Consider the following 24,332-nt stretch of genomic DNA (forward strand, 5'->3'; position numbering starts at 1 on the left):
GCCGGACTTAACTTAGCAACACCAGAAAAGCCACCCCACCGGGGTGGCTTTTCTGCGTTTAACCCCCACCCCTCGACGCCTAGCCCATCCGCCGGCCGCGCCCGTCTCGAGGTCGCACCCTCCGCTGGTCGAGCCTGTCGAGACCCCGCGAGATCGCCTACCCAACGCAACACGCGCCCGTCACCCGGTCTCGACACGCTCGACCAGCGAGGCGGGCGCGACCCACACGCATCCCGCGAACCGTGAGCAAAGCACCAGAACACACGGCTTTTCGGGGCTTACCTCACAGCTCGCGAACCACGGAGACCCGCGCGACGACCCAGGAGAGCGCACCACCCGCCCATCGTGCTCGTCGAGACCCCGCGAGACGGCCTACCCACCGTCACCCACGCCCGTCACCTGGTCTCGACAAGCTCGACCAGCGGGAGGGGCGCGGCCCGCAGACATGGGTGGGCGACCGGATCTCGAGGAGCGGGGGAGCGGATTGTCCTGTAGACTGATCCAATCGAAGCTTGATGGTTCGAAACGACTTGATGGCCGGCACGTAAGTGCCTGCGCATCGCACGATGTTTCGGCGGCCATAGCAAGAGGGAAACGCCCGGTCACATTCCGAACCCGGAAGCTAAGACTCTTTGCGCCGATGGTACTGCAGGGGGGACCCTGTGGGAGAGTAGGACACCGCCGGACTTAACTTAGTCAAAATGGCCACCCATTCGGGGTGGCCATTTTGCGTTAACGTACGCTGGAGATGTAGTCCCGTACGAAAGCCCCACACACAGGAGATAAACAGTGACCCCCACCGAACGCAACGGGAACGACGCACGCGATAACGGTCGCGGCGACCAGCGAAGCGGCGGCTACCAGGGGGGTCGCAGCGGATCCGACCGGCCGCGCCAGGACGGTGCACGACCGCCGTACCGCGGCAACAACGGCGCCGGCAACGATCGCCCGCAGCGCGACGGCGAGCGTCCTCCCTATCGTGGCAACTCCGATCGCCCCCAGCGCGACGGTGAGCGTCCTCCTTACCGTGGCAACTCCGACCGTCCGCATCGTGACGGTGACCGCCCCGCGTACCGCGGCAACAGCGACCGCCCGCAGGGTGGCGAGCGTGCTCCGTACCGTGGCAACTCCGATCGCCCCCAGGGCGGAGAGCGTGCCCCGTACCGTGGCAACTCCGATCGTCCGCAGGGTGGAGAGCGTCCTCCGTACCGTGGCAACACCGACCGCCCGCAGGGCGGGGAGCGTGCTCCGTACCGTGGCAACTCCGATCGTCCGGCGTACAACTCTGACCGTCCCGCGTACAAGGGAAACTCCGACCGTCCCCAGCGGGACGGCGATCGTCCTCCCTACCGCGGCAACTCTGACCGTCCGGCGTACAACAACGACCGTCCGCAGCGTGATGGGGATCGCCCGCCGTACCGTGGCAACAGCGACCGCCCGGCGTACAACTCGGACCGTCCCGCGTACAAGGGCAACTCCGACCGCCCCCAGCGTGATGGCGACCGTCCTCCCTACCGTGGCAACTCTGACCGTCCCGCGTACAAGGGCAACTCCGATCGCCCCCAGCGTGACGGCGACCGTCCCGCGTACAAGGGCAACAGCGACCGCCCGGCGTACAACTCGGACCGTCCTGCCTACAAGGGCAACAGCGACCGTCCCCAGCGCGACGGCGACCGCCCCGCGTACAAGGGCAACTCCGACCGTCCGGCGTACAAGGGCAACTCTGACCGCCCGCAGCGCGACGGCGACCGCCCCGCGTACAAGGGCAACAGCGACCGTCCGGCGTACAAGGGCAACTCCGATCGCCCCCAGCGCGACACCGAGAACAAGCCGTGGCTGAAGGACAGCGCCCGCGGCGGTTCGCCGACCCGCGCCGGCGCGCCCCGCGACGCCGGCAAGAAGCTGTGGACCCGCGACGGCGCCCCCGCTCGCAACGACCGCGATGCCCGCGTCGTCGAAGAAGAGATGACCGAAGAGCAGCGGATGCAGCGCGAGCTGCGTTCGGTGCGCCCGCGTCACGATGACCCCGAGCTGCCCGACGACATCACGTCTGAAGACCTGGACCGCATCGCGCGCAACGAACTGAAGACCCTCACCAAGGACAACGCCGAAGCCGTTGGCCGCCATCTGGCCATGGCCGCGCGTGTCATCGACGAAGACCCCGAACTGGCCCACCGCCACGTGATGAGCGCCGCGCGTCGTGCCGGCCGCATCGCCGTGGTGCGCGAGAGCCTCGCCATCACCGCGTATGCCACCGGCGACTTCGCCCTGGCACTGCGGGAGCTGCGCACCTACCGCCGCATCTCGGGCTCCAACGCCCAGCTGCCGCTGATGGTCGACAGCGAACGTGGCGTCGGCCGCCCCGACCGTGCCCTCGAGCTCGGTCGCTCGGTCGACCGCTCCACCCTGCCGGCCGGCGTGCAGGTGGCCCTGGCCATCGCCATGTCGGGCGCCCGCCTCGACCTGGGGGAGACCGAGGCCGCGCTGAGCGAACTCGAGATCGCCCAGCTCGACCCCAAGACCGCCTTCTCGTACAGCGCCGAACTCTTCGCCGCCTACGCCGAGGTGCTCGAGGAACTCGGCCGCGACGACGAAGCCGACCTCTGGAACGAACGCGCCTCCCGCGCCGACGCCGCCCTGAACGGCGACGTGGACGAGACCATCGAAATCGTGGAACTCGACGACGAAGAATTCGACGAAGACGACGACGAGGCCGACGAGGCCGACGCGGAAGAGTCCGACGACGCCGACGTGCCCGACGAACTCGAGACCGCCGACGACACCATCACCATCACCGAGAACGAGGATGCTGCTACCGCCGATGACGAATCCACCGACGGCGCCGAGGGCGTGGACGAAGATCCTGAAACGACGCCCGTTGACTGAGCCGGCCACGCCCCTGGCCGGCATCGATGTGGTGCTCGCCGACCTCGACGGCGTGGTCTACGCCGGACCGCACGCCATCCCGTATGCGATCGACAGCCTCAACACGGCCGCCGAGAGCATCCGGGTGGGCTACATCACCAACAACGCGTCACGCACGGATGCCTCCGTGGCCGGTCACCTGACCGAGCTCGGCCTCACCGTGGCGCCGTCCGACGTCGTCACCTCGCCGCAGGCCGCCATGCGGCTGCTCGTGGACGAGGTGCCGGCCGGCTCGCGCATCCTGGTGGTGGGCGGCGACGGCCTCGTTGACGAACTGCAGAAGCACGGCTTCGAGGTCACCCGGTCCGCCGACGATTCCCCGGCCGCCGTGGTGCAGGGCTTCGCCCCCGACGTGGGCTGGACCCAGCTGGCCGAGGCCTGCTTCGCGCTGAACGCCGGCGTGACGCCGGACGGCGACTACCCGGGCATCCCGTGGATCGCCACCAACACCGACTGGACCATTCCGCAGGCTCGCGGCATCGCCCCGGGCAACGGCACCCTGGTCGCCGCGGTGCACACCGCCGTGGGCCGGTTGCCGCTCGTGGCCGGCAAGCCGGAGACGCCGATCTTCTTCGAGGCCATCAAACGGTTCGACGCCAAGAAGCCGCTATTCATCGGCGACCGGCTCGACACCGACATTCTCGGCGCCAACCGCTCCGGCATCCCGTCGGTGCTCGTGCTCACCGGCATCGACAAGGCCAAGCAGGCCCTCGCCGCCGGCCCGGAGGAACGCCCCACGTTCATCGTCTCCGACCTGCGCGAGCTGCACCAGCCGTACCCGCAGACCGTGTTCTCCAAGGACAAGTCGCAGGCGACCGTCGACGGCGCGATCGTGCGCATCAGCGGCGCCGACGTGGAGATCGTGGCGGAGGGCGACGACGGCATCAACCTGCTGCGCGCCGCCTGCTCGGTGATCTGGGCATCCGGCCGGCCGATTTATGGCCTCAACGTTCCGGAGCGCCTGTATCTCGGACGGTAGCCTAGGAAGCGTGAGTGCAGACGGAGTAGACCCAGCACGACCGGCCGGCGCACCAACCCCGGGCCGCCCGGGGCCGCGCCCCACGCCGTCTGCGCCATCTGCCGCGCCCCCTGCTGACGCGCCCGCGCCGCCCGTGCTCGACGGTGAGCTCGATGCCCGCATCGCGGCCGTCGAAGCGCTGCCGCTCGAGGAGCGCGCCGCGGCGTACGCCGAACTGCACGACAGTCTGCGCGACCACCTCGAAGGTGGAGACGTGCCCCGATCGAAGGCCGAATGACCACGCACAGCACGCCAGAGCCCGACCCCGAGCTGGGGACTCAGCACGAGGGAACACCGGAGCCGAGGCCGTCCGCGCGGCAGCCCACCAGCGTGCCGATCAGCACGCCGGTGCCGCCGGTCGAGCCCGACGAGACCCCGACGGGGGATCAGCGCCTGGACTCGGCGCTGTTCGACCGGGGACTGGTGCGCTCCCGCACGGTCGCCGCCCGACTCATCTCTGAAGGACTCGTCACCGTGGACGGCACCGCTGTCGTCAAGGCCTCCGCCAAGGTGCGCGCCAACCAGGTCATCGCCGTGGCGCCCACCGACCACTACGTCAGCCGCGGCGCACACAAGCTCGTCGCCGCGCTCGACGCCTTCGACCTGCCCGTCGCCGGCCGAACCGCGATGGATGCCGGCGCCTCCACCGGCGGCTTCAGCCAGGTGCTGCTCGAACGCGGCGTCGGCCGGGTCATCGCCGTGGATGTCGGCCACGGCCAGCTCTCGCCGACCATCGCCGCCGACAAGCGAGTGACCCTCGTGGAGGGCTTCAACCTGCGCTACGCCACCGCCGAGACTCTCGTGGGTGCCTCCGGCGTGACGGACCGGCCCGACCTGGTCGTGGGGGACCTCTCGTTCATCTCGCTGACCACCGTGCTGCCGGCACTCGTGGCCACCGCGGCCGAGGGCGCCGACTTCGTGCTGCTGATCAAGCCGCAGTTCGAAGTGGGACGCAGCGGCATCCGTGAGGGTGTCGTGCACAACCCTGGTCTGCGCGCCGACGCCGTGGCCGGGGTGCTCTGGGCCGGCTGGGATCTGGGACTCAAGATCAATGGCCTGATCGCCTCGCCGATCGCCGGCGCTGCGGGCAACCGAGAGTATCTCTGCTGGATGCGAACCGAAACCGGCACCAATCCGACAGAATGGATCGACCGGATAACTGCACTGGTGGGAGCGTGACGAGCATGACCGCAACGCCTCGCTACATCCTTGTCGTTGCGCACACCGGCCGGCAGGATTCCCTGCAGGCCGCCGCCACCGTCTGCCAGCAGCTGCTGGCCTCCGGCGCCGTGCCCGTGCTCGCCGTCGACGAACGCGCCGACCTGCTCGCCTCCTGCCCGGAGCTGAACGGCAGCATCGCCATCCTGGGTGAAACTGTGCAGGCCATCGACCTGGAACTCGTGATCGTGCTCGGCGGAGACGGCACCATTCTGCGCGCCGCCGAGATCGTGCGCGGCTGCTCCGCCCCGCTGCTAGGCATCAACCTCGGCCACGTCGGCTTCCTCGCCGAGAGCGAACGCGACGATCTCGGTGAGGCCGTGCGCCGTGCCCTGTTGCGCGACTACCTGGTGGAAGAACGCATGACGCTCTCCGTGCGGGTGAAGGTGGACCACGAGGTGGTCTACGAAACCTGGGCGTTGAATGAGGCCACGGTCGAGAAGGCCAACCGGCAACGGATGATCGAGGTCATCATCGAGGTCGACGGCCGCCCGCTCTCCGCCTTCGGCTGTGACGGCGTGGTGTTGTCCACCCCCACCGGGTCGACCGCCTACTCCTTCTCTGCCGGTGGCCCCATCGTCTGGCCGAGCCTGGACGCCCTGTTGCTCGTGCCGCTGAGCGCCCATGCCCTGTTTTCGCGACCCCTGGTTGTAGGACCGGACTCCTCGCTCGCCGTGGAAGTTCTCGCTCGGGGTGACAGCGCCGCCGTGCTGTGCGCCGACGGCCGCCGGGTCTTCGACCTTCCGCCGGGGGCTCGCGTGATCGTGCGCCGTTCCCCGGTGCCGGTGCGGCTTGCCCGGCTGCACAGCGGCCCGTTCACCGACCGCCTGGTCAACAAGTTCAATCTGCCCACCACGGGCTGGCGGGGCCCGGTCGGTCGTGAGTGAGGCCCGGTCATGATCGAAGAACTCGTCATCCGCGACCTCGGCGTGATCGCCGAAGCCACCCTGCCCCTGGGCCCCGGCTTCACCGCCATCACGGGTGAGACCGGTGCCGGCAAGACCATGGTGGTCACCGCGCTCGGCCTGCTGCTCGGCGACCGTGCCGACCCGGGCACCGTTCGCGCCGGCCAGTCGCAGAGCTGGGTGGAAGGCCGCTGGCTGATCGCACCCGACGGCGCCGTGGCGCAGCGGGTGCGCGACGCCGGGGGAGACCTCGACGGCCCCGAACTGCTGCTCAGCCGGTCGGTCTCGGCCGAGGGCCGCAGCCGTGCCGTTGTCGGCGGCCGCAGCGCCCCGGCCGGAGTGCTCGGCGACCTCGGCGGCGACCTCGTGGTGGTGCACGGCCAGTCCGACCAGGTGCGGCTGCGCTCTGCCAGCGCCCAGCGCGACGCCCTCGACCGGTTCGCCGGCGCCGAACTCACGGATGCCCTCACCGCGTTCCAGCACGTCTACCACCGCTGGCACGCCAACCAGGCCGAACTCGACCTGCTCGTCACCGAACAGGACCGGCGCCTGCGCGAAGCCGACGACCTGCGCCTGAGCATCGCCGAGATCGAAACTGCCGCCCCGCAACGCGGCGAAGACGCCGAACTGGCCGAACGCGCCGAACGGTTGGGCAACCTCGAAGAACTCCGGCTCGCCGCCGCGCAATCCCGCGAACTGCTCTCGGCCGAGGAATCCGCCGACGAGACCCCCGACGTGGTGGCGCTGCTGGACTCCGCCCGCCGCCAGCTGGAACGCGCCGCGGAACACGACCCCACCCTGCCGCCGCTGGCCGAGGCCCTCGCCAACGCCGGCTTCCTCGTGGCCGACATCGCCGCGCAGTTGTCCACCTACCTCGCCGGCCTCGACGCCGACGGCGCCCGCGAGCTCGAGGTGGTGCAGGAACGCCGTGCCGAACTCGGTGTGCTCGCCCGCAAGTTCGTCGGCGGCCTCGACGAGGCCATCGACTTCCTCGACACCGGCAGCAGCCGGCTGCTCGAGCTCGACAACGACTCCGACCGGATCGAGGCCCTGCAGGCCGACACGGCCGCCGACCAGACCCTGATGCTGCAGCTCGCCGACACCCTCACCGGCATCCGCACCGCTGCGGCCGCCGCCCTCGGCACCGCCGTCACCACCGAACTCGCCGCCCTGGCCATGCCCAACGCCCGCCTGGTGGTGGAGGTCGACCGGCAAGACGAGGTGACCGCCACCGGCCACGACGTGGTGCGCATCCTGCTGCAGCCGCACGCCGGCGCGGAGCCGCGCACCCTGGCGCGCGGCGCATCCGGCGGTGAACTCTCCCGGGTGATGCTCGCCATCGAGGTGGTCATCAACGCGACCGACCCCGTACCGACCTTCGTCTTCGACGAGGTCGACGCCGGCGTGGGCGGGGCCGCCGCGATCGAGATCGGCCGGCGACTCGCCCGGCTGGCCGAAACCGCGCAGGTGATCGTGGTCACCCACCTGGCCCAGGTGGCGGCGTTCGCCGGCAACCACCTCAGCGTGGTGAAGGACAGCGACGGTTCGGTGACCGCGAGCAGCGTGCGCCAGCTCACCGGCGACGCGCGGGCCGCCGAAATGGCCCGGCTGCTCTCCGGTCTGCCCGACTCCGCCAGCGGCCTCGAGCACGCCCGCGAACTCATCGAACTTGCCCGCACGACTCGCTCCAACTGAGAGGCCCCCGCTAGGTGATAGGATCGAAGCCCGTGGTGAACAATATAAACGCGGACAAATCAGACGACATTACGAAGCACATTTTTGTGACCGGTGGTGTCGTTTCTTCATTGGGTAAAGGCCTGACGGCAGCAAGCCTCGGCAACCTGCTCACTGCTCGCGGACTGCGCGTGGTGATGCAGAAACTCGACCCATACCTCAACGTCGATCCTGGAACGATGAACCCGTTCCAGCACGGCGAAGTCTTCGTCACCGACGACGGCTCCGAAACCGACCTCGACATCGGCCACTACGAGCGATTCCTCGACATCAACCTCACCCAGGCGGCCAACGTCACCACCGGTCAGGTCTACTCGCAGGTGATCGCCCGGGAACGCCGCGGCGAATACCTCGGCGACACCGTGCAGGTCATCCCGCACATCACCGACGAGATTAAGCGACGGATGCGCCTGCAGGCCAGCGATGAGCCGCGTCCCGACGTGATCATCACCGAGGTCGGCGGCACCGTCGGTGACATCGAGTCGCAGCCGTTCATCGAGGCCGCCCGCCAGGTGCGCCACGAACTCGGCCGCAAGAACGTCTTCTTCGTGCACGTCTCCCTAGTGCCGTTCATGAACGCCTCCGGTGAGCAGAAGACCAAGCCCACCCAGCACTCCGTCGCCGCACTGCGCTCCCTGGGCATCCAGCCGGATGCGCTCGTGCTGCGCAGCGACCGGCCCGTCTCCGAGTCGAACAAGCGCAAGATCGCGCTGATGTGCGACGTAGACGAAGACGCCGTCGTGAACTGCAAAGACGTGCCCAGCATCTACGAGATCCCCGCCGTGCTGCACGAGCAGGGGCTGGACAAGTACATCACCGACGCCCTGAACCTGCCGGTGAAGGACGTGGACTGGACCGCCTGGCAGCGGGTGCTCGACGCCGTGCGCGAGCCCAAGCACGAGGTCACCATCGGCCTGGTCGGCAAGTACATCGACCTGCCCGACGCCTACCTGTCGGTGACCGAGGCCCTGCGCGCCGGCGGTTTCGCCCAGCAGACCAAGGTGAAGATCGAGTGGATCGCCTCCGACACCTGCGAGACCCCGGAAGGCGCCGCCGCGATGCTCAGTGAGCTCGACGGTATCTGCGTGCCCGGCGGTTTCGGTGTGCGCGGCATCGAGGGCAAGCTCGGCGCCCTCAAGTTCGCCCGCGAGAACGCCATCCCCGTGCTCGGCCTGTGCCTCGGCCTGCAGTGCATGGTGATCGAATACGCCCGCAACAAGGCCGGCCTCGCAGGCGCCTCGTCGAGCGAGTTCGACCCGGAGACCGAGTTCCCGGTAATCGCGACCATGGAAGAGCAGGTCGAGATCATCGCCGGCGGCGACCTGGGCGGCACCATGCGCCTCGGCCTGTACCCGGCCGACCTCGCGTCGGGTTCGATCGTGGAGGAGCTCTACGGCGCTCCTGTCGCCTCCGAGCGCCACCGTCACCGCTACGAGGTCAACAACAACTACCGCCAGCAGATCGCCGACGCCGGCCTGTGGTTCTCCGGCACCTCGCCCGACGGCCACCTGGTGGAGTACGTGGAGCTGCCCCGCGCCGAGCACCCGTTCTACGTGGGCACTCAGGCCCACCCCGAACTGCGCTCGCGCCCGAGCCACGCGCACCCGCTGTTCCGCGGCCTGATCGGCGCCGCACTGGACCGCCAGCAGGCCAGCCGCCTGTTCGAGGTCAAAGAAGATGCCTGAGCCCGTCGTCGCCGACGCTGAACCGGTGAACCCGCTGGCCGTGCAGGCCGACGCGGATGCGCTGTTGGCGCCGATCGAGGACGAACCGGCCAGCACCCCGTTGAACTCCAGCGCTCTGCGCATGGAGGGCTACGTCTGGGATGTGCGCCAGGACGCCTTCGACTACAACGGCTCCGAGATCGTGCGCGACTACATCGACCACCCCGGCGCCGTCGCGGTGCTCGCGCTCGACGACCAGGACCGGGTGCTGCTCATTCAGCAGTACCGGCACCCGGTGCGGATGCGCGAGTGGGAACTGCCCGCCGGCCTGCTCGACATCGACGGCGAACACGCCTACATCGGTGCCCAGCGCGAGCTGGCCGAGGAAACGGACGTCGTCGCCTCCGAGTGGAACGTGCTCACCGAGTTCTACACCTCCCCGGGTGGCAGTAACGAGGTCATTCGCATCTACCTCGCCCGCGGACTGTCGCCGGCCACCGAGGTGTTCGAGCGCACCGATGAGGAAGCCGACATGATCGTGCGCTGGGTGTCGCTGGACGACTGCATCGACGCGATCCTCGCCCGCAAGGTGCAGAACCCGTCGCTTGTGGTGGGAGTGCTGGCCGCTGCCGCCTCCCGCGCCCGCGGCTGGGCCAGCCTGGGCCCGGCAGACCTGCCGTGGCCGCGGCATCCGTCGAACTGGGATCGCACGGTGTGACCGGCCCCGCGTTCGTCGAGGAGGCCGTGCACTCGTATCTGCGGCATGTCTCGATTGAACGCGGGCTGAGCCCCAACACCGTGGCCGCGTACCGCCGCGACCTGGTGATCTACGCCGGCTGGCTGGCGGATGCCGAGGTCACCGACCTCCGCACCGTCACCGCCCAGCAGGTGAGCGCGTTCGTGCAACACCTGGGCAGCCGGGTCGAGTCGCCGCTGACGGCGTCGTCGGTCGCGCGCATCCTGTCGACCGTGCGCGGGTTCCACCGGTTCCTGCTCGAGGAGTCGGTGGTGGACGTGGATGTGGCGCACGAGACCAAACCGCCCAAGCTGGGCCTGAGGCTGCCCAAGGCGATCTCGATCGATCAGGTGAGTGCGCTCTTGGCGGCGACCGACGGCGACGAGCTGCCGCAGCTGCGCGACAAGGCGCTGCTCGAGCTGCTCTACGCCACCGGGGCGCGGGTGTCTGAGGTGGTGAACCTCAACGTGGACGACATGCTCGAGGGCGACGTGGTGCGCCTCACCGGCAAGGGCAACAAGCAGCGGATCGTGCCGGTGGGCAGCTTCGCCCGTGCCGCCGTGGACGCGTACCTGGTGCGCGCCCGGCCGCTGCTGTCGGGGCGCGGCAAGGCCACCCCGGCGCTCTTTCTCGGCGTGCGCGGGCACCGGGTGAGCCGGCAGAACGCCTGGTTGATCATCCGCGCGGCAGCGGAACGTGCCGAGCTGGGCATCGAGGTGTCCCCGCACACGCTGCGGCACTCCTTCGCCACCCACCTGCTCTCCGGCGGCGCCGACGTGCGCGTGGTGCAGGAGCTGCTCGGCCACTCCTCGGTGGCCACCACCCAGATCTACACCCTGGTGACCATCGACACCCTGCGCGACATGTACACCACCGCCCACCCCCGCGCCCGCTGATCGAGCTCGTCGAGACGTCGTGACTCGCGTGCATGTCGCGCCCCATCGCTGGTCGAGCTTGCCGAGACCCCGTGACGTGCCTGCGTGTCGCGCCCGTCCGCTGGTCGAGCTTGTCGAGACCACGTGACGAGCGTGCATGTCGCACCCCATCGCTGGTCGAGCTTGTCGAGACCTCGTGACGTGTCTCGAGATCGGCTCACTGGGTCTCGACGAGCTCGACCAGCGGGGTGGTTGTGTCTCGAGGTCGGCTCGCCGGGTCTCGACGAGCTCGACCAGCGGGGTGGTTGTGTCTCGAGGTCGGCTCGCCGGGTCTCGACGAGCTCGACCAGCGGGGTGGTTGTGTCTCGAGGTCGGCTCACCGGGTCTCGACGAGCTCGACCAGCGGGGTGGTTGTGTCTCGAGATCGGCTCACCGGGTCTCGACAAGCTCGACCAACGGAATGGGTGCGTTCCGCAGGCCGGTTCGACCACAATGGGGGAGTGACCCGCACTACCTCGAACCCGCCCGCAGCGTCGCCGGCCGGCCGATTCGGCATCCGGCGCAATCTGCTGCGACCCGACGACTCCACCGAAGCCGACCGCGTCACCTACGTGGAGCTGTTCTTCGACCTGATCTTCGTCTTCGCGCTCACCCAGCTCTCCCGCTACCTCTATGAGAACCAGTCTTGGGAGGGCGCGTTCGAGTCGGCGATGCTCGTGCTCGCCCTGTGGTGGGTGTGGGTGTACACGACCTGGGTAACCAACTGGCTCGACCCGGCCAAGCTGCCCGTGCGCGGGGCGGTGCTCGGCCTGTCGCTGGTGGGCTTCGTGGTGAGCGTCTCCATCTACGAATCGTTCGGCGACCGGGGCATCGTGTTCGCGCTGGCCTACACGGTGCTGCAACTGGGCCGCACGGTCTTCATGCTGGCGGCCGTGTCCCGGCACAACCCCGAGCTGCGGCGCACCTTCACCCGCATCCTGGCCTGGCTGGCCCTCTCGAGCGTGTTCTGGATCGTGGGCGCCCTGCTGCCGCTGGAATACCGGCTGCCGCTCTGGCTCATCGCGCTGGCAATCGAGTACCTCTCCGCCGGGCTCGGCTTCCGGGTGCCGGGACTCGGCGCGTCCGGCATCGACGACTGGAACCTCTCCGGCCCGCACATCGCCGAGCGCAGCGCCCTGTTCGTGATCATCGCGCTGGGGGAGTCGCTGCTGGTGACCGGGTTCGCGTTCGTCAACCAGGAGTCGTCGCCGGCGGGCATCCTGGGCATGCTGCTGGCGTTCGCGGCGAGCGTGGCGATGTGGTGGCTGTACTTCGATCACAGCGAACGCGCCGGCGCCAAGGCGATCGCCGCGGCCGCCGACCCCGGCCGCATCGCCCGGCTGGCGTATACCTACGTGCACGCGGTGATAATCGCCGGCATCGTGCTCACCTCCGTGGCCGACAAAGAGGTGCTCACGCATCCGGATGCCGAGATGACCCTCTCCACCGCGGTGGTGCTGGTGGGCGGCCCGTTGCTCTATGTGCTGGGCATGCTGTTGTTCCGGCTGGTGGTGGCCCGGGAGTTGCTCGTGTCGTACCTGGTGGGCGTGGCGGCGCTGCTGGTGGCCTTCGCGGTGGCGTTCACGCTCAGCCCGCTGCAGCTGGGCGCGGTGACCACGGTGGTGCTCGTGATCGTGGCCGGCTGGGAGACCGTGGTGAGGGTGCGCCGCGGCACCGACGACGAGAAGGCCGGCTGAGCGATCGCCGCGTGTGTGTCGCCCGCCTCGTTGGTCGAGCTTGTCGAGACCTCGTGACGAGCCTCGAGACCGGCTCACGGGGTCTCGACAGGCTCGACCGGCGGAGGGGTGCGTTTTGAGATCGGCATCGGGGCACCGGGGTGCGGCACACCGGGGTTCTTGGCCGGGGCGGGCTTGCAGGCTCGGTACAATCGACCAAGTGAACTGCATGACGGATCGAGGACAGCCCAGTGGCGCGTAAGACGGATAGCCGGACGCAGCTTCCCGGACTCGAAGAGCTACCCACCGGTGCGACCGGTCGGCCGCTGCAGGTGTTCGACGAGCCGGCTCCGCTGAAGAGCCATGGCCCGGCGCGCATCATCTCGCTGTGCAACCAGAAGGGCGGCGTCGGCAAGACGACGACCACCATCAACTTGGGCGCAGCACTGGCCGGTTACGGCCGCCGCGTGCTCGCGATCGACTTCGACCCGCAGGGTGCCCTGTCGGCCGGCCTCGGCGTGCCCACGCACGACGTCACCACCATCTACGACCTGCTCCTGAGCGGCAACAAAGACCCCAAGGAAGCCATCCAGCAGACCTCCGTCGAGGGTCTGGACATCATTCCGGCCAACATCGACCTCTCCGCCGCGGAGGTGCACCTGGTCAACGAGGTCGCCCGCGAGCAGATTCTCGCCCGAGTGCTGCGCAAGGTCTCCGGCGACTACGACGTGATCCTCATCGACTGCCAGCCGTCGCTGGGCATCCTCACCGTGAACGCGCTCACCGCCAGCCACGGCGTGCTCATCCCGCTGGAGTGCGAGTTCTTCGCCCTGCGCGGTGTGGCCCTGCTGATCGAAACCATCGACAAGGTGCGCGACCGGCTCAACCCGGCCATCGAACTCGACGGCATCCTGGCCACCATGTACGACTCCCGCACCCTGCACTCGCGTGAGGTGCTCGAGCGGGTTGTCGACGCGTTCGGCGACCGGGTGCTCGACACCGTCATCGGCCGCACCGTCAAATTCCCGGATGCCAGTGTGGCGGGAGTGCCGATCACCGAGTTCGCGCCTGAGCACGCTGCCGCCCGGGCCTACAAGCAGGCGGCGCGGGAACTGATCCAGCGTGGCGCGGTCGCCTAAGCGGCTCACCGCCGTTGCGGCGCTCACCGTCGTGGGCGACACCGTGACGGATGCCGGCGGGGCCGACTTGGCCACGCCCGCCCCGGGTTTCTCGGTGGCACTGGGCAACTTCGAGGGCCCGTTCGACCTGCTGCTCTCGCTGATCAGCAAGCATGAACTCGACATCACCGAGATCTCGCTGAGCCGGGTCACCGACGAGTTCATCTCCTACCTACGCGGGCTCGACTCCGCCGAGGAGCTCGACCAGGCCACCGAGTTCCTGGTGGTGGCCGCCACCCTGCTCGACCTCAAGCTGGTGGGGCTGCTGCCGCAGGGCGAGCTGGTGGATGCTGAAGACGTGGCGTTGCTCGAGGCCCGCGACCTGCTCTTCGCCCGGCTGCTGCAGTACCGCGCGTTCAAGACCGCGTCGGCGTGGTTCCTCGAGCACCTCGAGCACGAGGCCACGCGGCATGTGCGCTCGGTGCGGCTGGAAGAGAAGTACCGCACTACGACACCCGAGCTGGTCTGGACGCTGTCGCTGGCCGACTTCGGGGCGCTGGCCGCCCTGGCTCTCACCCCGCGGGAGCTGCCGACCGTGGGGCTGGAGCACCTGCACGCGCCGCTGGTGAGCATCCGGGAACAGGCCGCGATCGTGGTGGCGATGCTGCGCGCCAATCAGAGCCTCACTTTTCGGGAGTTGATCGTGGACTGCACCGAGAAGGGGCTCGTGATCGCCCGCTTTCTCGCGGTGCTGGAGCTGTACCGGCACGGCGCGCTGACCTTTGACCAGTTGGAGCCGTTGGGCGAGCTGAGCTTGCACTGGGATGCCGAGGGCTGGTCTGACGACAATCTTGCGAATCTCGGAGCTGACTATGAGGCCTGATGCCGGTATGACGGATGCTGACGTGGAGTTCGAGGGCGGGGTCTCGACAAGCTCGACCAGCGAGATGGGCGCGACCGATCGTGGGTCGAGCTTGTCGAGACCTGGCGACGGGGTCTCGACAGGCGAGACCGAGAGCCTGCCGATTGAGCGGCGGCTCGAGGCGATCCTGATGGTGGCGGATGAGCCGCAGAGCCTGGTGCACCTGGCCACCGCGGTCGGGCATCCGCTGGTCGACGTGCGGGAGGCCATCCTGCGGCTCGTGGCCGACTTCGACGGCGTCGACGGCACCGTGCGGCGCGGCTTCGAACTGCGCGAGGTAGCCGGCGGCTGGCGCATCTACGTGCGCGCCGAACATGACCCCGTCGTGGCCGACTTCGTGCTCACCCAGAACCCCAGCCGGCTCTCCCAGGCTGCCCTGGAGACCCTCGCCGTGATCGCTTACAAGCAACCAATCAGCCGCGGCGCGGTAGCCTCGATTCGGGCCGTTAATGTCGACTCGGTGGTGCGCACCCTTCTGGGCCGCGGATTGATCACCGAAGCCTTCACCGATAGCGAGACCGGCGCAATCAATTACGCCACCACCGACCTGCTGCTTGTGCAGCTGGGAATCAACTCGCTCGACGAGTTGCCACTAATTTCGCCGTTGCTCGCCGACGGTGCGAATGGATTCGAGGATCTACCATGACCGACCACACCACTGACAACAGCAACGACGGCTACACCGACACCAGCAGCACCAACCCCGACTTCGCCACCAACCCCGAGGCCGCCGCCGACGGCATCCGCCTGCAGAAGGTGCTCTCCGCCGCGGGCGTCGCCTCCCGCCGGGTGAGCGAAGACATGATCAGCTCCGGCCGCGTGCGGGTGAACGGCAAGGTCGTCACCGAACTCGGCCGCCGCGTGCACCCCGAGACCGACAAGATCGCGGTGGACAACATCGCCATCCAGCTGGACACCAGCCGCCGCTACGTGATGCTGAACAAGCCCGTCGGCGTGGTTTCCTCCATGCAAGACGAGAGCGGCCGGCCCGACCTCCGCCAGTTCACCGACGGCTACGAGGAGCGCCTGTTCAACGTGGGCCGCCTCGACGCCCAGACCAGCGGCTTGCTCATCCTCACCAACGATGGTGACCTCGCGCACGTGCTCGCGCACCCCTCCTTCGGCGTCGCCAAGACCTACATCGCCAAGGTCGAGGGCCGCGTCTCGGCGCAGACCATCGGCAAGCTGCAGAGCGGCATCGAGCTCGACGACGGCCCCATCGCCGCCGACAAGGCCCGCATCCTCACCAGCCCTCCCGGCGACGGTTTCACCCTGGTGGAGCTCACCCTGCACTCCGGCCGCAACCGCATCGTGCGACGGATGCTCGACGCCGTCGGCCACCCCGTCGTCGACTTGGTGCGCCGCCAGTTCGGGCCGCTGCAGCTGGGCACCCTGCGGGCCGGCGCGGTGCGCGACCTCACTAAGGTGGAACTCGGTCAGCTGCTCACGGTGTCCCGCGCCGAAGTACAGAAGTAACCAAGGCAGCATCCGTTTCACCCTGTTAACCGCGCAAGTTTGGAGCCGAACGTGGTCGAGTCTCGCCTGATCGGGCCGGTGCGTGTCGTCGGCGCCGGGCTCCTGGGAACCAGCATCGGCTTAGGGCTGACCGCCCGGGGGATCGACGTGATCCTCGCCGACGCCTCACCGACCAACCTGTCGCTGGCGATCGACTACGGCGCCGGCCGGGCGGCGAAGACCGACGACGCCCCGCAGCTGATCGTGGTGTGCGTTCCGCCCGACGTGACCGCCGAGATCGTGGCCCGCGAACTCGAGGCGTTCCCCGACGCGATCGTGACGGATGTGGCCAGCGTCAAGCTGGCCCCCCTCACCGAGCTCAAGGCTCGCGGCGCCGACGTCTCCCGTTACCTCGGTTCGCACCCCCTGGCCGGCCGGGAACGCGGCGGACCCCTCGCCGGCCGCGCCGACCTGTTCATCGGCCGGCCGTGGGTGGTCGCCGCGCACGACGCGATCAGCTACCAGCGCGCCACCGCCCTCGACGACCTCATCCTCGACCTCGGTGCCACCGTGGTGGAGATGACGCCAGAGGAGCACGACCGCGGCGTGGCCCTGGTCTCGCACGTACCCCAGGTGGTCAGCACCCTGATGGCCCGCCGGCTCACCGACGGTCCCGCCTCCGCGCTCAACCTCGCCGGCCAGGGCCTGCGCGACGTCACCCGCGTGGCCGCCAGCGACCCCGAACTGTGGGTGCAGATCCTCGGCGCGAACCCGGAACCGGTGCGGGAGATCCTCCTGGCCCTCCGCGACGACCTGGACCGGTTCATCGGCGCCCTCGCCGACCCCTCCGCCCCCGGCGCCCGCCGCCAGGTGGCCGAGGAGATCGCCGGCGGCAACACCGGCGTGGCCCGGCTGCCCGGCAAGCACGGCCAGGACCGCCGCTACGCCAGCATCACCGTGATGGTGGACGACACCCCCGGCCAGCTCGGTCGGCTCTTCAACGACATGGGTGCGGTGGGCGTCAACCTCGAAGACCTGCGCCTCGAGCACTCCCCGGGAGCCCAGATCGGGCTCGCCGAAATCAGCATCCTCCCCGAGACGGTCAGCCGTCTCACCACTGAGCTGGCCGCCCGCGGCTGGCGGATTGTCGGTTAGACGTTTGAGTAAGCACTCCTACCCCCTGTTCGTTGCCATCGACGGGCCTGCCGGCAGCGGCAAGTCCAGCGTGAGCCGCGCCGCGGCCCGCCGCCTCGGCTACGGCTACCTCGACACCGGTGCCGCCTACCGGGCGCTCGCCTGGCACGTGCTGGCGCGTGATATCGACGCGCAGGATGCCGTCGCCGTCGCCGGCGCCCTCGAGAGCTTCGACTACTCCATCGGCACCGACCCGGATGCCTACTTCGTGCGGGTGGGGGAGACCGACGTCACCGACGCCATCCGGGAGCCGCAGATCTCGGCCGTGGTGAGCGCCATCGCCCGGGTTCCGGCCGTGCGCACGCACCTCACCGAACTGTTCCGCAGCATCGCCCGGAACGTGCCGCAGCCCGGCGTCGTGGTCGAAGGCCGCGACATCACCACCGTCGTGGCACCCGAAGCTCAGGCGCGCATTCTACTCACAGCAAGCGAAGAGGCTAGAATGGCTAGGCGCTCTGCGGAAATATCAACCCAATCGGCCCACACCGTGGCGGAACAGTTGCGATCGAGGGATCGCGCTGACTCCCAGGTAGTGGAATTCATGAGCGCCGCAGACGGTGTGACCACCGTCGACTCCACCCATCTCGACTTCGACCAGACCATTGACGCGGTTGTAGAGGTCATCAATACCGCGAGGAACTCGCATGACTAATCAATTCGACGACACGACGATCCCCGAACTCGACCCCGAGATCGCATCGCGCCTCACCGACCTCGACGACGACGACGCCCTGATCTCTCAGCGCGCCCTCGCGCTGCGCACCGGCCTGAACGAGTACGACCTCGACGACGAGGACTTCGACGTTCTCGACTCGGTCTCCGACGACCCCGATGCCATCCAGTACCTGCCGGCCCTGCCGGTGATCGCGATCGTCGGCCGCCCCAACGTGGGCAAGTCCGCGCTCGTGAACCGCATCCTCGGCCGCCGCGAGGCCGTCGTGGAGGACACCCCCGGCGTGACCCGTGACCGGGTCACCTACAAGGGCGAGTGGCACGAACGCCGCTTCAGCCTCGTTGACACCGGCGGCTGGGAGCCCGACGCCAAGGGCATCGACGCTTCCGTCGCCATGCAGGCCGAACTGGCCATCGAACTCTGTGACGTCGTCATGTTCGTCGTCGACGCCAACGTGGGCCCCACCTCCACCGATGAGGCCGTCGTCAAGCTGCTCCGCCGCAGCGGCAAGCCCGTCTTCCTCATCGCCAACAAGGTCGACGACATCCGCCAGGAGCCCGAAGCGGCCAGCCTGTGGGCGCTCGGTCTCGGCCAGCCCTGGCCGGTCTCCGCGCTGCACGGCCGCGGCGTCGCCGACCTGCTCGACGCGATCCTGGAGAAGCTCCCCGAGATCTCCGCCGTCGCCAAGCAGGAAGTGGGCGGCCCCCGCCGCGTTGCCATCCTGGGACGCCCGAACGTTGGCAAGTCCAGCCTGCTGAACAAGGTCGTCGGCGAGGAGCGCGTTGTTGTCAACGAGCTCGCCGGCACCACCCGCGACCCGGTCGACGAGCAGGTCGAGCTCGGCGGCAAGGTCTGGCGCTTCGTCGACACCGCCGGCATCCGCCGTCGCGTGCACCTCTCCCAGGGCGCCGACTTCTACGCTTCGTTGCGCACAAGCGCGGCCCTGGAAAAGGCCGAAGTGGCCGTGGTGCTCATTGACGTGACCGAGGTCATCAGCGAGCAGGACGTGCGCGTCATCGACCTGGTGCTCGAGTCCGGCCGCGCGCTGGTGCTGGCGTTCAACAAGTGGGACCAGATCGACGACGACCGTCGCCGCTACCTGGAGCGTGAGATCGAGCAGGACCTGGCCCACGTGGCCTGGGCCCCCCGCGTGAACATCTCGGCCAAGACCGGTCGTCACATGGAGAAGCTGGTTCCGGCGCTGGAGCTCGCGCTGGAGTCGTGGGACACTCGCGTCGCCACCGGCAAGTTCAACGCCTTCCTGGCCGAACTGGCCGCCGAGCACCCGCACCCCGTGCGCAGTGGCAAGCAGCCGCGCATCCTGTTCGGCACCCAGGCCTCCAGCCGCCCGCCGACTTTCGTGATCTTCACCACCGGGTTCCTCGACCCGGGCTACCGCCGGTTCATCCAGCGTCGCCTGCGCGAGGTCTACGGCTTCGCCGGCAGCCCGATCAACATCAGCATGCGGGTGCGCGAGAAGCGCAAGCGCTAACCAGACCGGGTCATCCGGTCGAAACGACCAGGCCGCGTGCCGCCATCTACGGATGCCGGCACGCGGCTTTTTCATGCCCGCCGACGCTTTTCGAGCACCCTCCGTCCCCCCTTTAGGGTGGATGGCCCTAGCGGACATTTGCCGCGTGACCTGCCAAAAAGGCTCTTTTTTGCGCAAGGTTTGCGCAAGATTGGCGCAAGAACGCCCGAAGGTCACCGCAAGCCATGTGCCCCGATCCCAGTGCTGGCGCGGAACTGCCCCCTGAACCTCGAACTGGGGGTTGAACGTGCCCCCGACCGAGGGGGTTCTGTCGCCACCGAGATTGTTCTAAGTTTTCGGTGTTGGCAAAGTCCACCCGGCTGAACCAGCACCGCACGTCACCGAGCCCCACCCGGCCCGCGATTCACAAAGCGATACACAGCGATGCGTTTCGCCCCGACGTGCACCACCTGTTTCCATCCAGCACCGCTCCACCGGGCGGGTCCCGAAACCCGCCCCTCCACCGCCCGAACGCCGTCGCACCCACCAGACCGGTGCGCTACCCTGCCGCTCTCACCCGCATCCGGCCCAGTGCCCGGACGACCAACCACTGACCGTTACACGCAGCCCTTCCGACATTCCGTCCCCTGCATTTCGTTGATACCTGGTGCGAACGAGACCCGAACTCTCGACCCTTCGATCCAGCGAGATCCCCGGCCCTACTCCTAGGACGTGTTCCTGTGCCATCGAAGTCCCTCACTTCGCCTGCCCGTAGACGCCAACTCGGTGCCGAACGCAACACTCAGCCCCTCTCCACGGTCCACGACATTCCCAGTGACAGCAAGATCACCTGGGGCCGGCTCGCGATCATCGCGACCGTGCTGGCCTGGATCGCGTACATCATCTACACGATCCTGCGCGAGTTCCTCAACAACGGCACCGAGAGCTTCCGGTTCACCACCGAGGCCATCTCCTACGTGGTCGTGGTCACCTTCCTCACCTTTTCCGCGCTGATGTACCTCGTGGCCCGGCAGGGCGCCCTGCAGCGCTTCCGCGACCACGTGCGCGTGCCCCGCGCCGAACTCGACAGCCACTTCAGCGCCCACCGCAGTTCACTCACCGTGTTGGTGCCCTCCTACAGCGAAGAGCCCGGCGTGGTGCGCGCCACCCTGTGGTCGGCCGCGCTGCAGGAATACCCCGACCTGCGCATCGTGCTGCTGCTGGATGACCCGCCGCACCCCACCGACCCGGCCGTCGCCGCGCAGCTGCAGGCCTCCCGTACCATCGCCCACGACATCGAACTGGCGCTGGCCGAACCGAAGGCCCGGTTCACCGAAGAACTGCTGCTCTGCGAACTCGAACTCGGCAGCGCCGCCAACGTCACCAGCCGGGCGGTGCAACGCCTCGCCGGCAGCTACCGCTGGGCCGGCCGCTGGCTGCAGGCCATGGCCTCGGCCGAGACCATCAACGACCACGTCGACACCTTCTTCGTGGAGGAGGTGCTCGGCGGTCTCGCCGCCGAACTCTCCCTCACCGGCGCGGCCCTGGCCGCCGCCGCGAAGGAGGGCACCGCCCCCACCGCCAGCCGGATGCTTGAGCTGCACCGCCGTCTCGTCTGGACGTTCTCCGCCGAACTGGACACCTTCGAACGCAAGCTGTACACCTCGCTCTCGCACGACGCGAACAAGGCGATGAACCTCAACGCCTATATCGGCCTGATGGGCCGCCGGTTCCAGCGCGAGATCTCGCCCAGCGGCACCATCCTGCGGCCGGCCGCCGACGGCGCCCCCGCCGATTTCGTGGTGCGGGACTCGGAATACCTGCTCACCCTCGACGCCGACTCGCTGCTGCTGCGCGACTACTGCCTGCGCCTGGTCTACCTGCTCGAGCAGCCCGCCAACGCCCGGGTCGCCGTCACGCAGACGCCGTACTCCTCGTTCCGCGGCGCCCGCACCCGCATCGAACGCCTCGCCGGCGCGACCACCGACATCCAGCACATCCTGCACCAGGGCATGACGCACTACGGCGCCACCTTCTGGGTGGGCGCCAACGCCGTGATCCGCAAGGTGGCCCTCGAAGACATCGTCGAGGTGGAAACCGTGGGCGGCTTCGAGGTGCGCCGCTACGTGCAGGACCGCACCGTGATCGAAGACACCGAATCCAGCATCGACCTGGGCACGCACGGCTGGTCGCTGGTGAACTACCCAGAGCGGCTCAGCTACAGCGCCACTCCGCCCGACTTCGGTTCGCTGATCGTGCAGCGCCGCCGATGGGCCAACGGCGGCCTGCTCATTCTGCCCAAGCTCTGGCGCCAGATGCGGGAACGCCGCAGCCAGGGCCACCCGATCAGCATCATCGAACTGGCCCTGCGGGTGAATTACATGACCAGCATCGCCTGGTCCAGCTTCGGCCTGATCTTTCTGCTCGCCTATCCCTATGACAGCCGGCTGCTCAGCCCGGTCGTGGTGCTCGCCGCCCTGCCCTACTTTCTCTGCATGGGCAGCGACCTGCGCTACTGCGGCTACAACTTCAGCGACATCCTGCGCATCTACGGCTTCAACCTGATTCTGCTGCCGGTGCAGCTCGCCGGGGTGCTGAAGTCGCTGCAGCAGGCCGTGACCAGCAAGAAGATCCCGTTCGCCCGCACCCCCAAGGTGCGCAACCGCACGGCCGCGCCGATCATGTTCGTGGTGGTGCCGTTCCTCATCGTGGCCTTCTCCGCCCTCACCCTGTGGCGGGATGTCTCCAACGAGAACTGGGGCAACGCCGCGTTCGCCGCGTTCAACGCCGTGCTGGCCAGCTTCGCCATCCTCGCCTACATCGGCCTGTGGAACTCTGTAGTGGACATCTGGCTGGGCGTGACCCAGTGGTTGTTCATCGAGCCCACCCCGCGCCGCGCGCCCACCATCGTGGTGCGCCCGCAGCCGCGCACTCTGGACTGGCGTGCGGTGCTGTACCACGGCCAGGTCGAGGGCGAACTGCCCAGTGACGTGGAAGTGATCGCCGGGCCGATTGCGCGGCCGGTGAAGGCCAAGCGCGCCCGCCAGGGCGTCTCCCGGTGAGCGACGCCGCGGGCGACGCGGCCCTGCCACCCATGCCGGAAACCCCCGACTTCAAGGGCCGGGTGAACCCGCCTCGGCGCCGGCTCTCCGCGGTGCGTGTGTTCCTGGGCATCGTGCTCGTCGTGGCGCTGTCCGCCGGCGGCTACCTCGGCCTGCAGTGGTGGGGATCGGCGCAGGCCGCCGACGCCTACGACCCGTGGTTCGCCGGCTACGTCGACGTGACGGCCACCCCCACCTACAACTTCGAGGCCACGGCCGACCGGGCCGGCAGTGACGTGGTGCTTGCCTTCATCGTGGCCGCCACCGACGACCCCTGCACGCCCACCTGGGGTACCCACTACACCCTCGATGAGGCCGCGGACGAGCTCGACCTCGACCGCCGGCTCGCCCGGGTGAAGCAGCTCGACGGCCAGGTGGTGGTGTCGTTCGGCGGGCAGCTCAACACCGAGCTCGGCACCGGCTGCACCGACCAGGATGCCCTCGTCGCCGCGTACGCCGCCGTGCTCGACCGTTACGACGTGACCACCATCGACCTCGACCTCGAGGGCGACAACCTCACCGACACGGCCGCCACCGAGCGCCGGGCCGCGGCCATCGCGAAGCTGCAGGCCGACCGCCGGGCCGCCGGCATCGATCTGGCGGTGTGGCTCACCGTGCCCGTCGCCACCTCCGGCCTCACCGAGGACGGCACCAACGCGGTCAGCGCGATGCTCGACGCCCAGGTGGACCTGGCCGGGGTGAACCTGATGACGATGGATTTCGGCAGCAGCAAGCACGCCGACGAGACCATGGCCGAGGCATCCATTCGCGCCGTCACGGCCGCGCACCGGCAGGTGGGCGCGCTGTACTCGCAGGCCGGCACCGAGCTGCTGGCCGGCACGGTCTGGTCGAAGATCGGCATCACCCCGATGGCGGGCCAGAACGATGTGGCCGGGGAGGTCTTCGGCCTCGACGACGCCACCGCACTGAACGCCTTCGCCGTGGAACAGAAGGTGGGGCGCATGTCGCTCTGGTCGCTCAACCGCGACACCACCTGCGGCACGAACTACGTGGAACTCACGCGGGTCTCTGACTCCTGCAGCGGTATCAACCAGGGCGGCGACAAGTTCGTGGACCTGCTGGACGGCGGCTTCACCGGCCGACCCGTCACCGCGGCGGCAGCCGTGACCACCGACGAGTCGGAGTCGGTCGAAGCCATCGTGGACGACCCGGCCACCAGCCCGTACCCGATCTGGGCAAAGGACTCGTCGTTCCTCAAGGGCACCAAGGTGGTGTGGCACCGGAACGTGTACCAGGCCAAGTGGTGGACCAGCGGTGACCTGCCCGACAACCCGGTGCTCAACGACTGGGAGACGCCGTGGGTGCTGATCGGCCCGGTGATGGCGGGGGAGACCCCCATCCCACAGCCCACCCTGCCCGCCGGCACGTACCCGGAGTGGGCCGGAACCGCCGTCTACGAGAAGGGTGACGTGACCCTCTTCGACGGGGTGCCGTTCAAGAGCAAGTGGTGGAACCAGGGCGAGAGCCCGGATGCCGCGGCCTCCAACCCCGACGGCTCGCCGTGGGTGGCGCTGACCAAGGCCGAGGTGCAGAAGATCCTCGACGCCCTGCCCGACTGACCGGTCGAGTGGGCGGCGCGGCCCAGAC

The 24,332-nt window shown here is 68.8% G+C and carries 19 protein-coding genes and 1 rRNA gene; all 20 read left to right on the plus strand.

Annotation, left to right across the window (positions count from 1 at the left end):
• The first annotated feature begins 570 nt into the window (after positions 1-570).
• The 20 genes from rrf to CTB96_RS09820 all read left to right on the plus strand — a co-directional run bounded on the left by rrf (position 571) and on the right by CTB96_RS09820 (position 24,304).
• Positions 571-687: ribosomal RNA gene (gene rrf, locus CTB96_RS09730) — 5S ribosomal RNA — on the plus strand.
• 102 nt (positions 688-789) lie between these two features.
• Positions 790-2,886, plus strand: coding sequence for a primosomal protein (locus CTB96_RS20770; protein WP_248283315.1), 2,097 nt, complete (start codon positions 790-792; stop codon positions 2,884-2,886).
• Positions 2,822-3,904, plus strand: coding sequence for an HAD-IIA family hydrolase (locus tag CTB96_RS09740; RefSeq protein ID WP_110126746.1), 1,083 nt, complete (start codon positions 2,822-2,824; stop codon positions 3,902-3,904). Before CTB96_RS20770 ends, CTB96_RS09740 begins: the two co-directional genes overlap by 65 nt.
• Positions 3,905-3,914: 10 nt before the next feature.
• Positions 3,915-4,181, plus strand: a complete 267-nt coding sequence (locus CTB96_RS20325) for a hypothetical protein (RefSeq protein WP_146215783.1) — start codon at positions 3,915-3,917, stop codon at positions 4,179-4,181.
• Entirely contained in the window at positions 4,178-5,122 is a 945-nt protein-coding gene (locus CTB96_RS09745) for a TlyA family RNA methyltransferase (RefSeq protein ID WP_110126747.1), read from the plus strand. The genes CTB96_RS20325 and CTB96_RS09745 overlap by 4 nt, the downstream gene beginning before the upstream one ends.
• 5 nt (positions 5,123-5,127) lie before the next feature.
• A complete protein-coding gene (locus CTB96_RS09750; RefSeq protein WP_110128398.1) occupies positions 5,128-6,048 on the plus strand; it encodes an NAD kinase in 921 nt (306 codons plus the stop codon).
• Between the two features lie 9 nt (positions 6,049-6,057).
• A complete protein-coding gene (recN, locus tag CTB96_RS09755) occupies positions 6,058-7,761 on the plus strand; it encodes a DNA repair protein RecN (protein ID WP_110126748.1) in 1,704 nt (567 codons plus the stop codon).
• 32 nt (positions 7,762-7,793) lie between these two features.
• Positions 7,794-9,485: a CTP synthase gene (pyrG, locus tag CTB96_RS09760; RefSeq protein WP_427846480.1), complete on the plus strand. Its 1,692-nt coding sequence runs from the start codon at positions 7,794-7,796 to the stop codon at positions 9,483-9,485.
• A complete protein-coding gene (locus tag CTB96_RS09765) occupies positions 9,478-10,182 on the plus strand; it encodes an NUDIX domain-containing protein (protein ID WP_427846481.1) in 705 nt (234 codons plus the stop codon). Before pyrG ends, CTB96_RS09765 begins: the two co-directional genes overlap by 8 nt.
• The gene (xerD, locus tag CTB96_RS09770) at positions 10,179-11,096 is read left to right on the plus strand and encodes a site-specific tyrosine recombinase XerD (RefSeq protein WP_110128401.1); all 918 of its coding nucleotides are present in this window, start codon (positions 10,179-10,181) and stop codon (positions 11,094-11,096) included. Before CTB96_RS09765 ends, xerD begins: the two co-directional genes overlap by 4 nt.
• A 479-nt stretch (positions 11,097-11,575) precedes the next feature.
• Positions 11,576-12,811, plus strand: a complete 1,236-nt coding sequence (locus CTB96_RS09775) for a low temperature requirement protein A (RefSeq protein WP_219993247.1) — start codon at positions 11,576-11,578, stop codon at positions 12,809-12,811.
• Between the two features lie 230 nt (positions 12,812-13,041).
• Positions 13,042-13,929: a ParA family protein gene (locus tag CTB96_RS09780; protein ID WP_110126749.1), complete on the plus strand. Its 888-nt coding sequence runs from the start codon at positions 13,042-13,044 to the stop codon at positions 13,927-13,929.
• 31 nt (positions 13,930-13,960) lie between these two features.
• On the plus strand, positions 13,961-14,791 hold the full coding sequence (locus tag CTB96_RS09785; RefSeq protein ID WP_427846501.1) for a segregation and condensation protein A: 831 nt from the start codon (positions 13,961-13,963) through the stop codon (positions 14,789-14,791).
• The gene (gene scpB, locus CTB96_RS09790) at positions 14,781-15,476 is read left to right on the plus strand and encodes an SMC-Scp complex subunit ScpB (RefSeq protein WP_248283316.1); all 696 of its coding nucleotides are present in this window, start codon (positions 14,781-14,783) and stop codon (positions 15,474-15,476) included. Before CTB96_RS09785 ends, scpB begins: the two co-directional genes overlap by 11 nt.
• On the plus strand, positions 15,473-16,306 hold the full coding sequence (locus CTB96_RS09795; RefSeq protein WP_110126750.1) for a pseudouridine synthase: 834 nt from the start codon (positions 15,473-15,475) through the stop codon (positions 16,304-16,306). Before scpB ends, CTB96_RS09795 begins: the two co-directional genes overlap by 4 nt.
• 51 nt (positions 16,307-16,357) lie before the next feature.
• Positions 16,358-17,440 carry a prephenate dehydrogenase gene (locus tag CTB96_RS09800; protein WP_248283317.1) on the plus strand — a complete coding sequence of 361 codons (1,083 nt, stop codon included), beginning with the start codon at positions 16,358-16,360 and terminating at the stop codon, positions 17,438-17,440.
• A 4-nt stretch (positions 17,441-17,444) separates the two neighbouring features.
• Positions 17,445-18,131, plus strand: a complete 687-nt coding sequence (gene cmk, locus CTB96_RS09805) for a (d)CMP kinase (protein ID WP_110126751.1) — start codon at positions 17,445-17,447, stop codon at positions 18,129-18,131.
• Complete coding sequence (gene der / locus CTB96_RS09810; RefSeq protein ID WP_110126752.1) at positions 18,124-19,644, plus strand: ribosome biogenesis GTPase Der; 1,521 nt, start codon at positions 18,124-18,126, stop codon at positions 19,642-19,644. Before cmk ends, der begins: the two co-directional genes overlap by 8 nt.
• Before the next feature lie 719 nt (positions 19,645-20,363).
• Entirely contained in the window at positions 20,364-22,685 is a 2,322-nt protein-coding gene (locus tag CTB96_RS09815; protein ID WP_110126753.1) for a glycosyltransferase family 2 protein, read from the plus strand.
• Positions 22,682-24,304, plus strand: coding sequence for a chitinase (locus CTB96_RS09820; protein ID WP_219993248.1), 1,623 nt, complete (start codon positions 22,682-22,684; stop codon positions 24,302-24,304). Before CTB96_RS09815 ends, CTB96_RS09820 begins: the two co-directional genes overlap by 4 nt.
• Positions 24,305-24,332 lie beyond the last annotated feature (28 nt).

Source organism: Cryobacterium arcticum (genome assembly GCF_003185895.1).
Taxonomy (GTDB): Bacteria; Actinomycetota; Actinomycetes; order Actinomycetales; family Microbacteriaceae; genus Cryobacterium; species Cryobacterium arcticum.

Bases quoted from the DNA above. Each gene is read 5' to 3' on its own strand.
- CTB96_RS09740 (WP_110126746.1), top strand. From the start codon at position 2,822: ATGACGAATCCACCGACGGCGCCGAGGGCGTGGACGAAGATCCTGAAA.
- CTB96_RS09745 (WP_110126747.1), top strand. From the start codon at position 4,178: ATGACCACGCACAGCACGCCAGAGCCCGACCCCGAGCTGGGGACTCAG.
- CTB96_RS09750 (WP_110128398.1), top strand. From the start codon at position 5,128: ATGACCGCAACGCCTCGCTACATCCTTGTCGTTGCGCACACCGGCCGG.
- recN (WP_110126748.1), top strand. From the start codon at position 6,058: ATGATCGAAGAACTCGTCATCCGCGACCTCGGCGTGATCGCCGAAGCC.
- CTB96_RS09765 (WP_427846481.1), top strand. From the start codon at position 9,478: ATGCCTGAGCCCGTCGTCGCCGACGCTGAACCGGTGAACCCGCTGGCC.
- scpB (WP_248283316.1), top strand. From the start codon at position 14,781: ATGAGGCCTGATGCCGGTATGACGGATGCTGACGTGGAGTTCGAGGGC.
- CTB96_RS09795 (WP_110126750.1), top strand. From the start codon at position 15,473: ATGACCGACCACACCACTGACAACAGCAACGACGGCTACACCGACACC.
- der (WP_110126752.1), top strand. From the start codon at position 18,124: ATGACTAATCAATTCGACGACACGACGATCCCCGAACTCGACCCCGAG.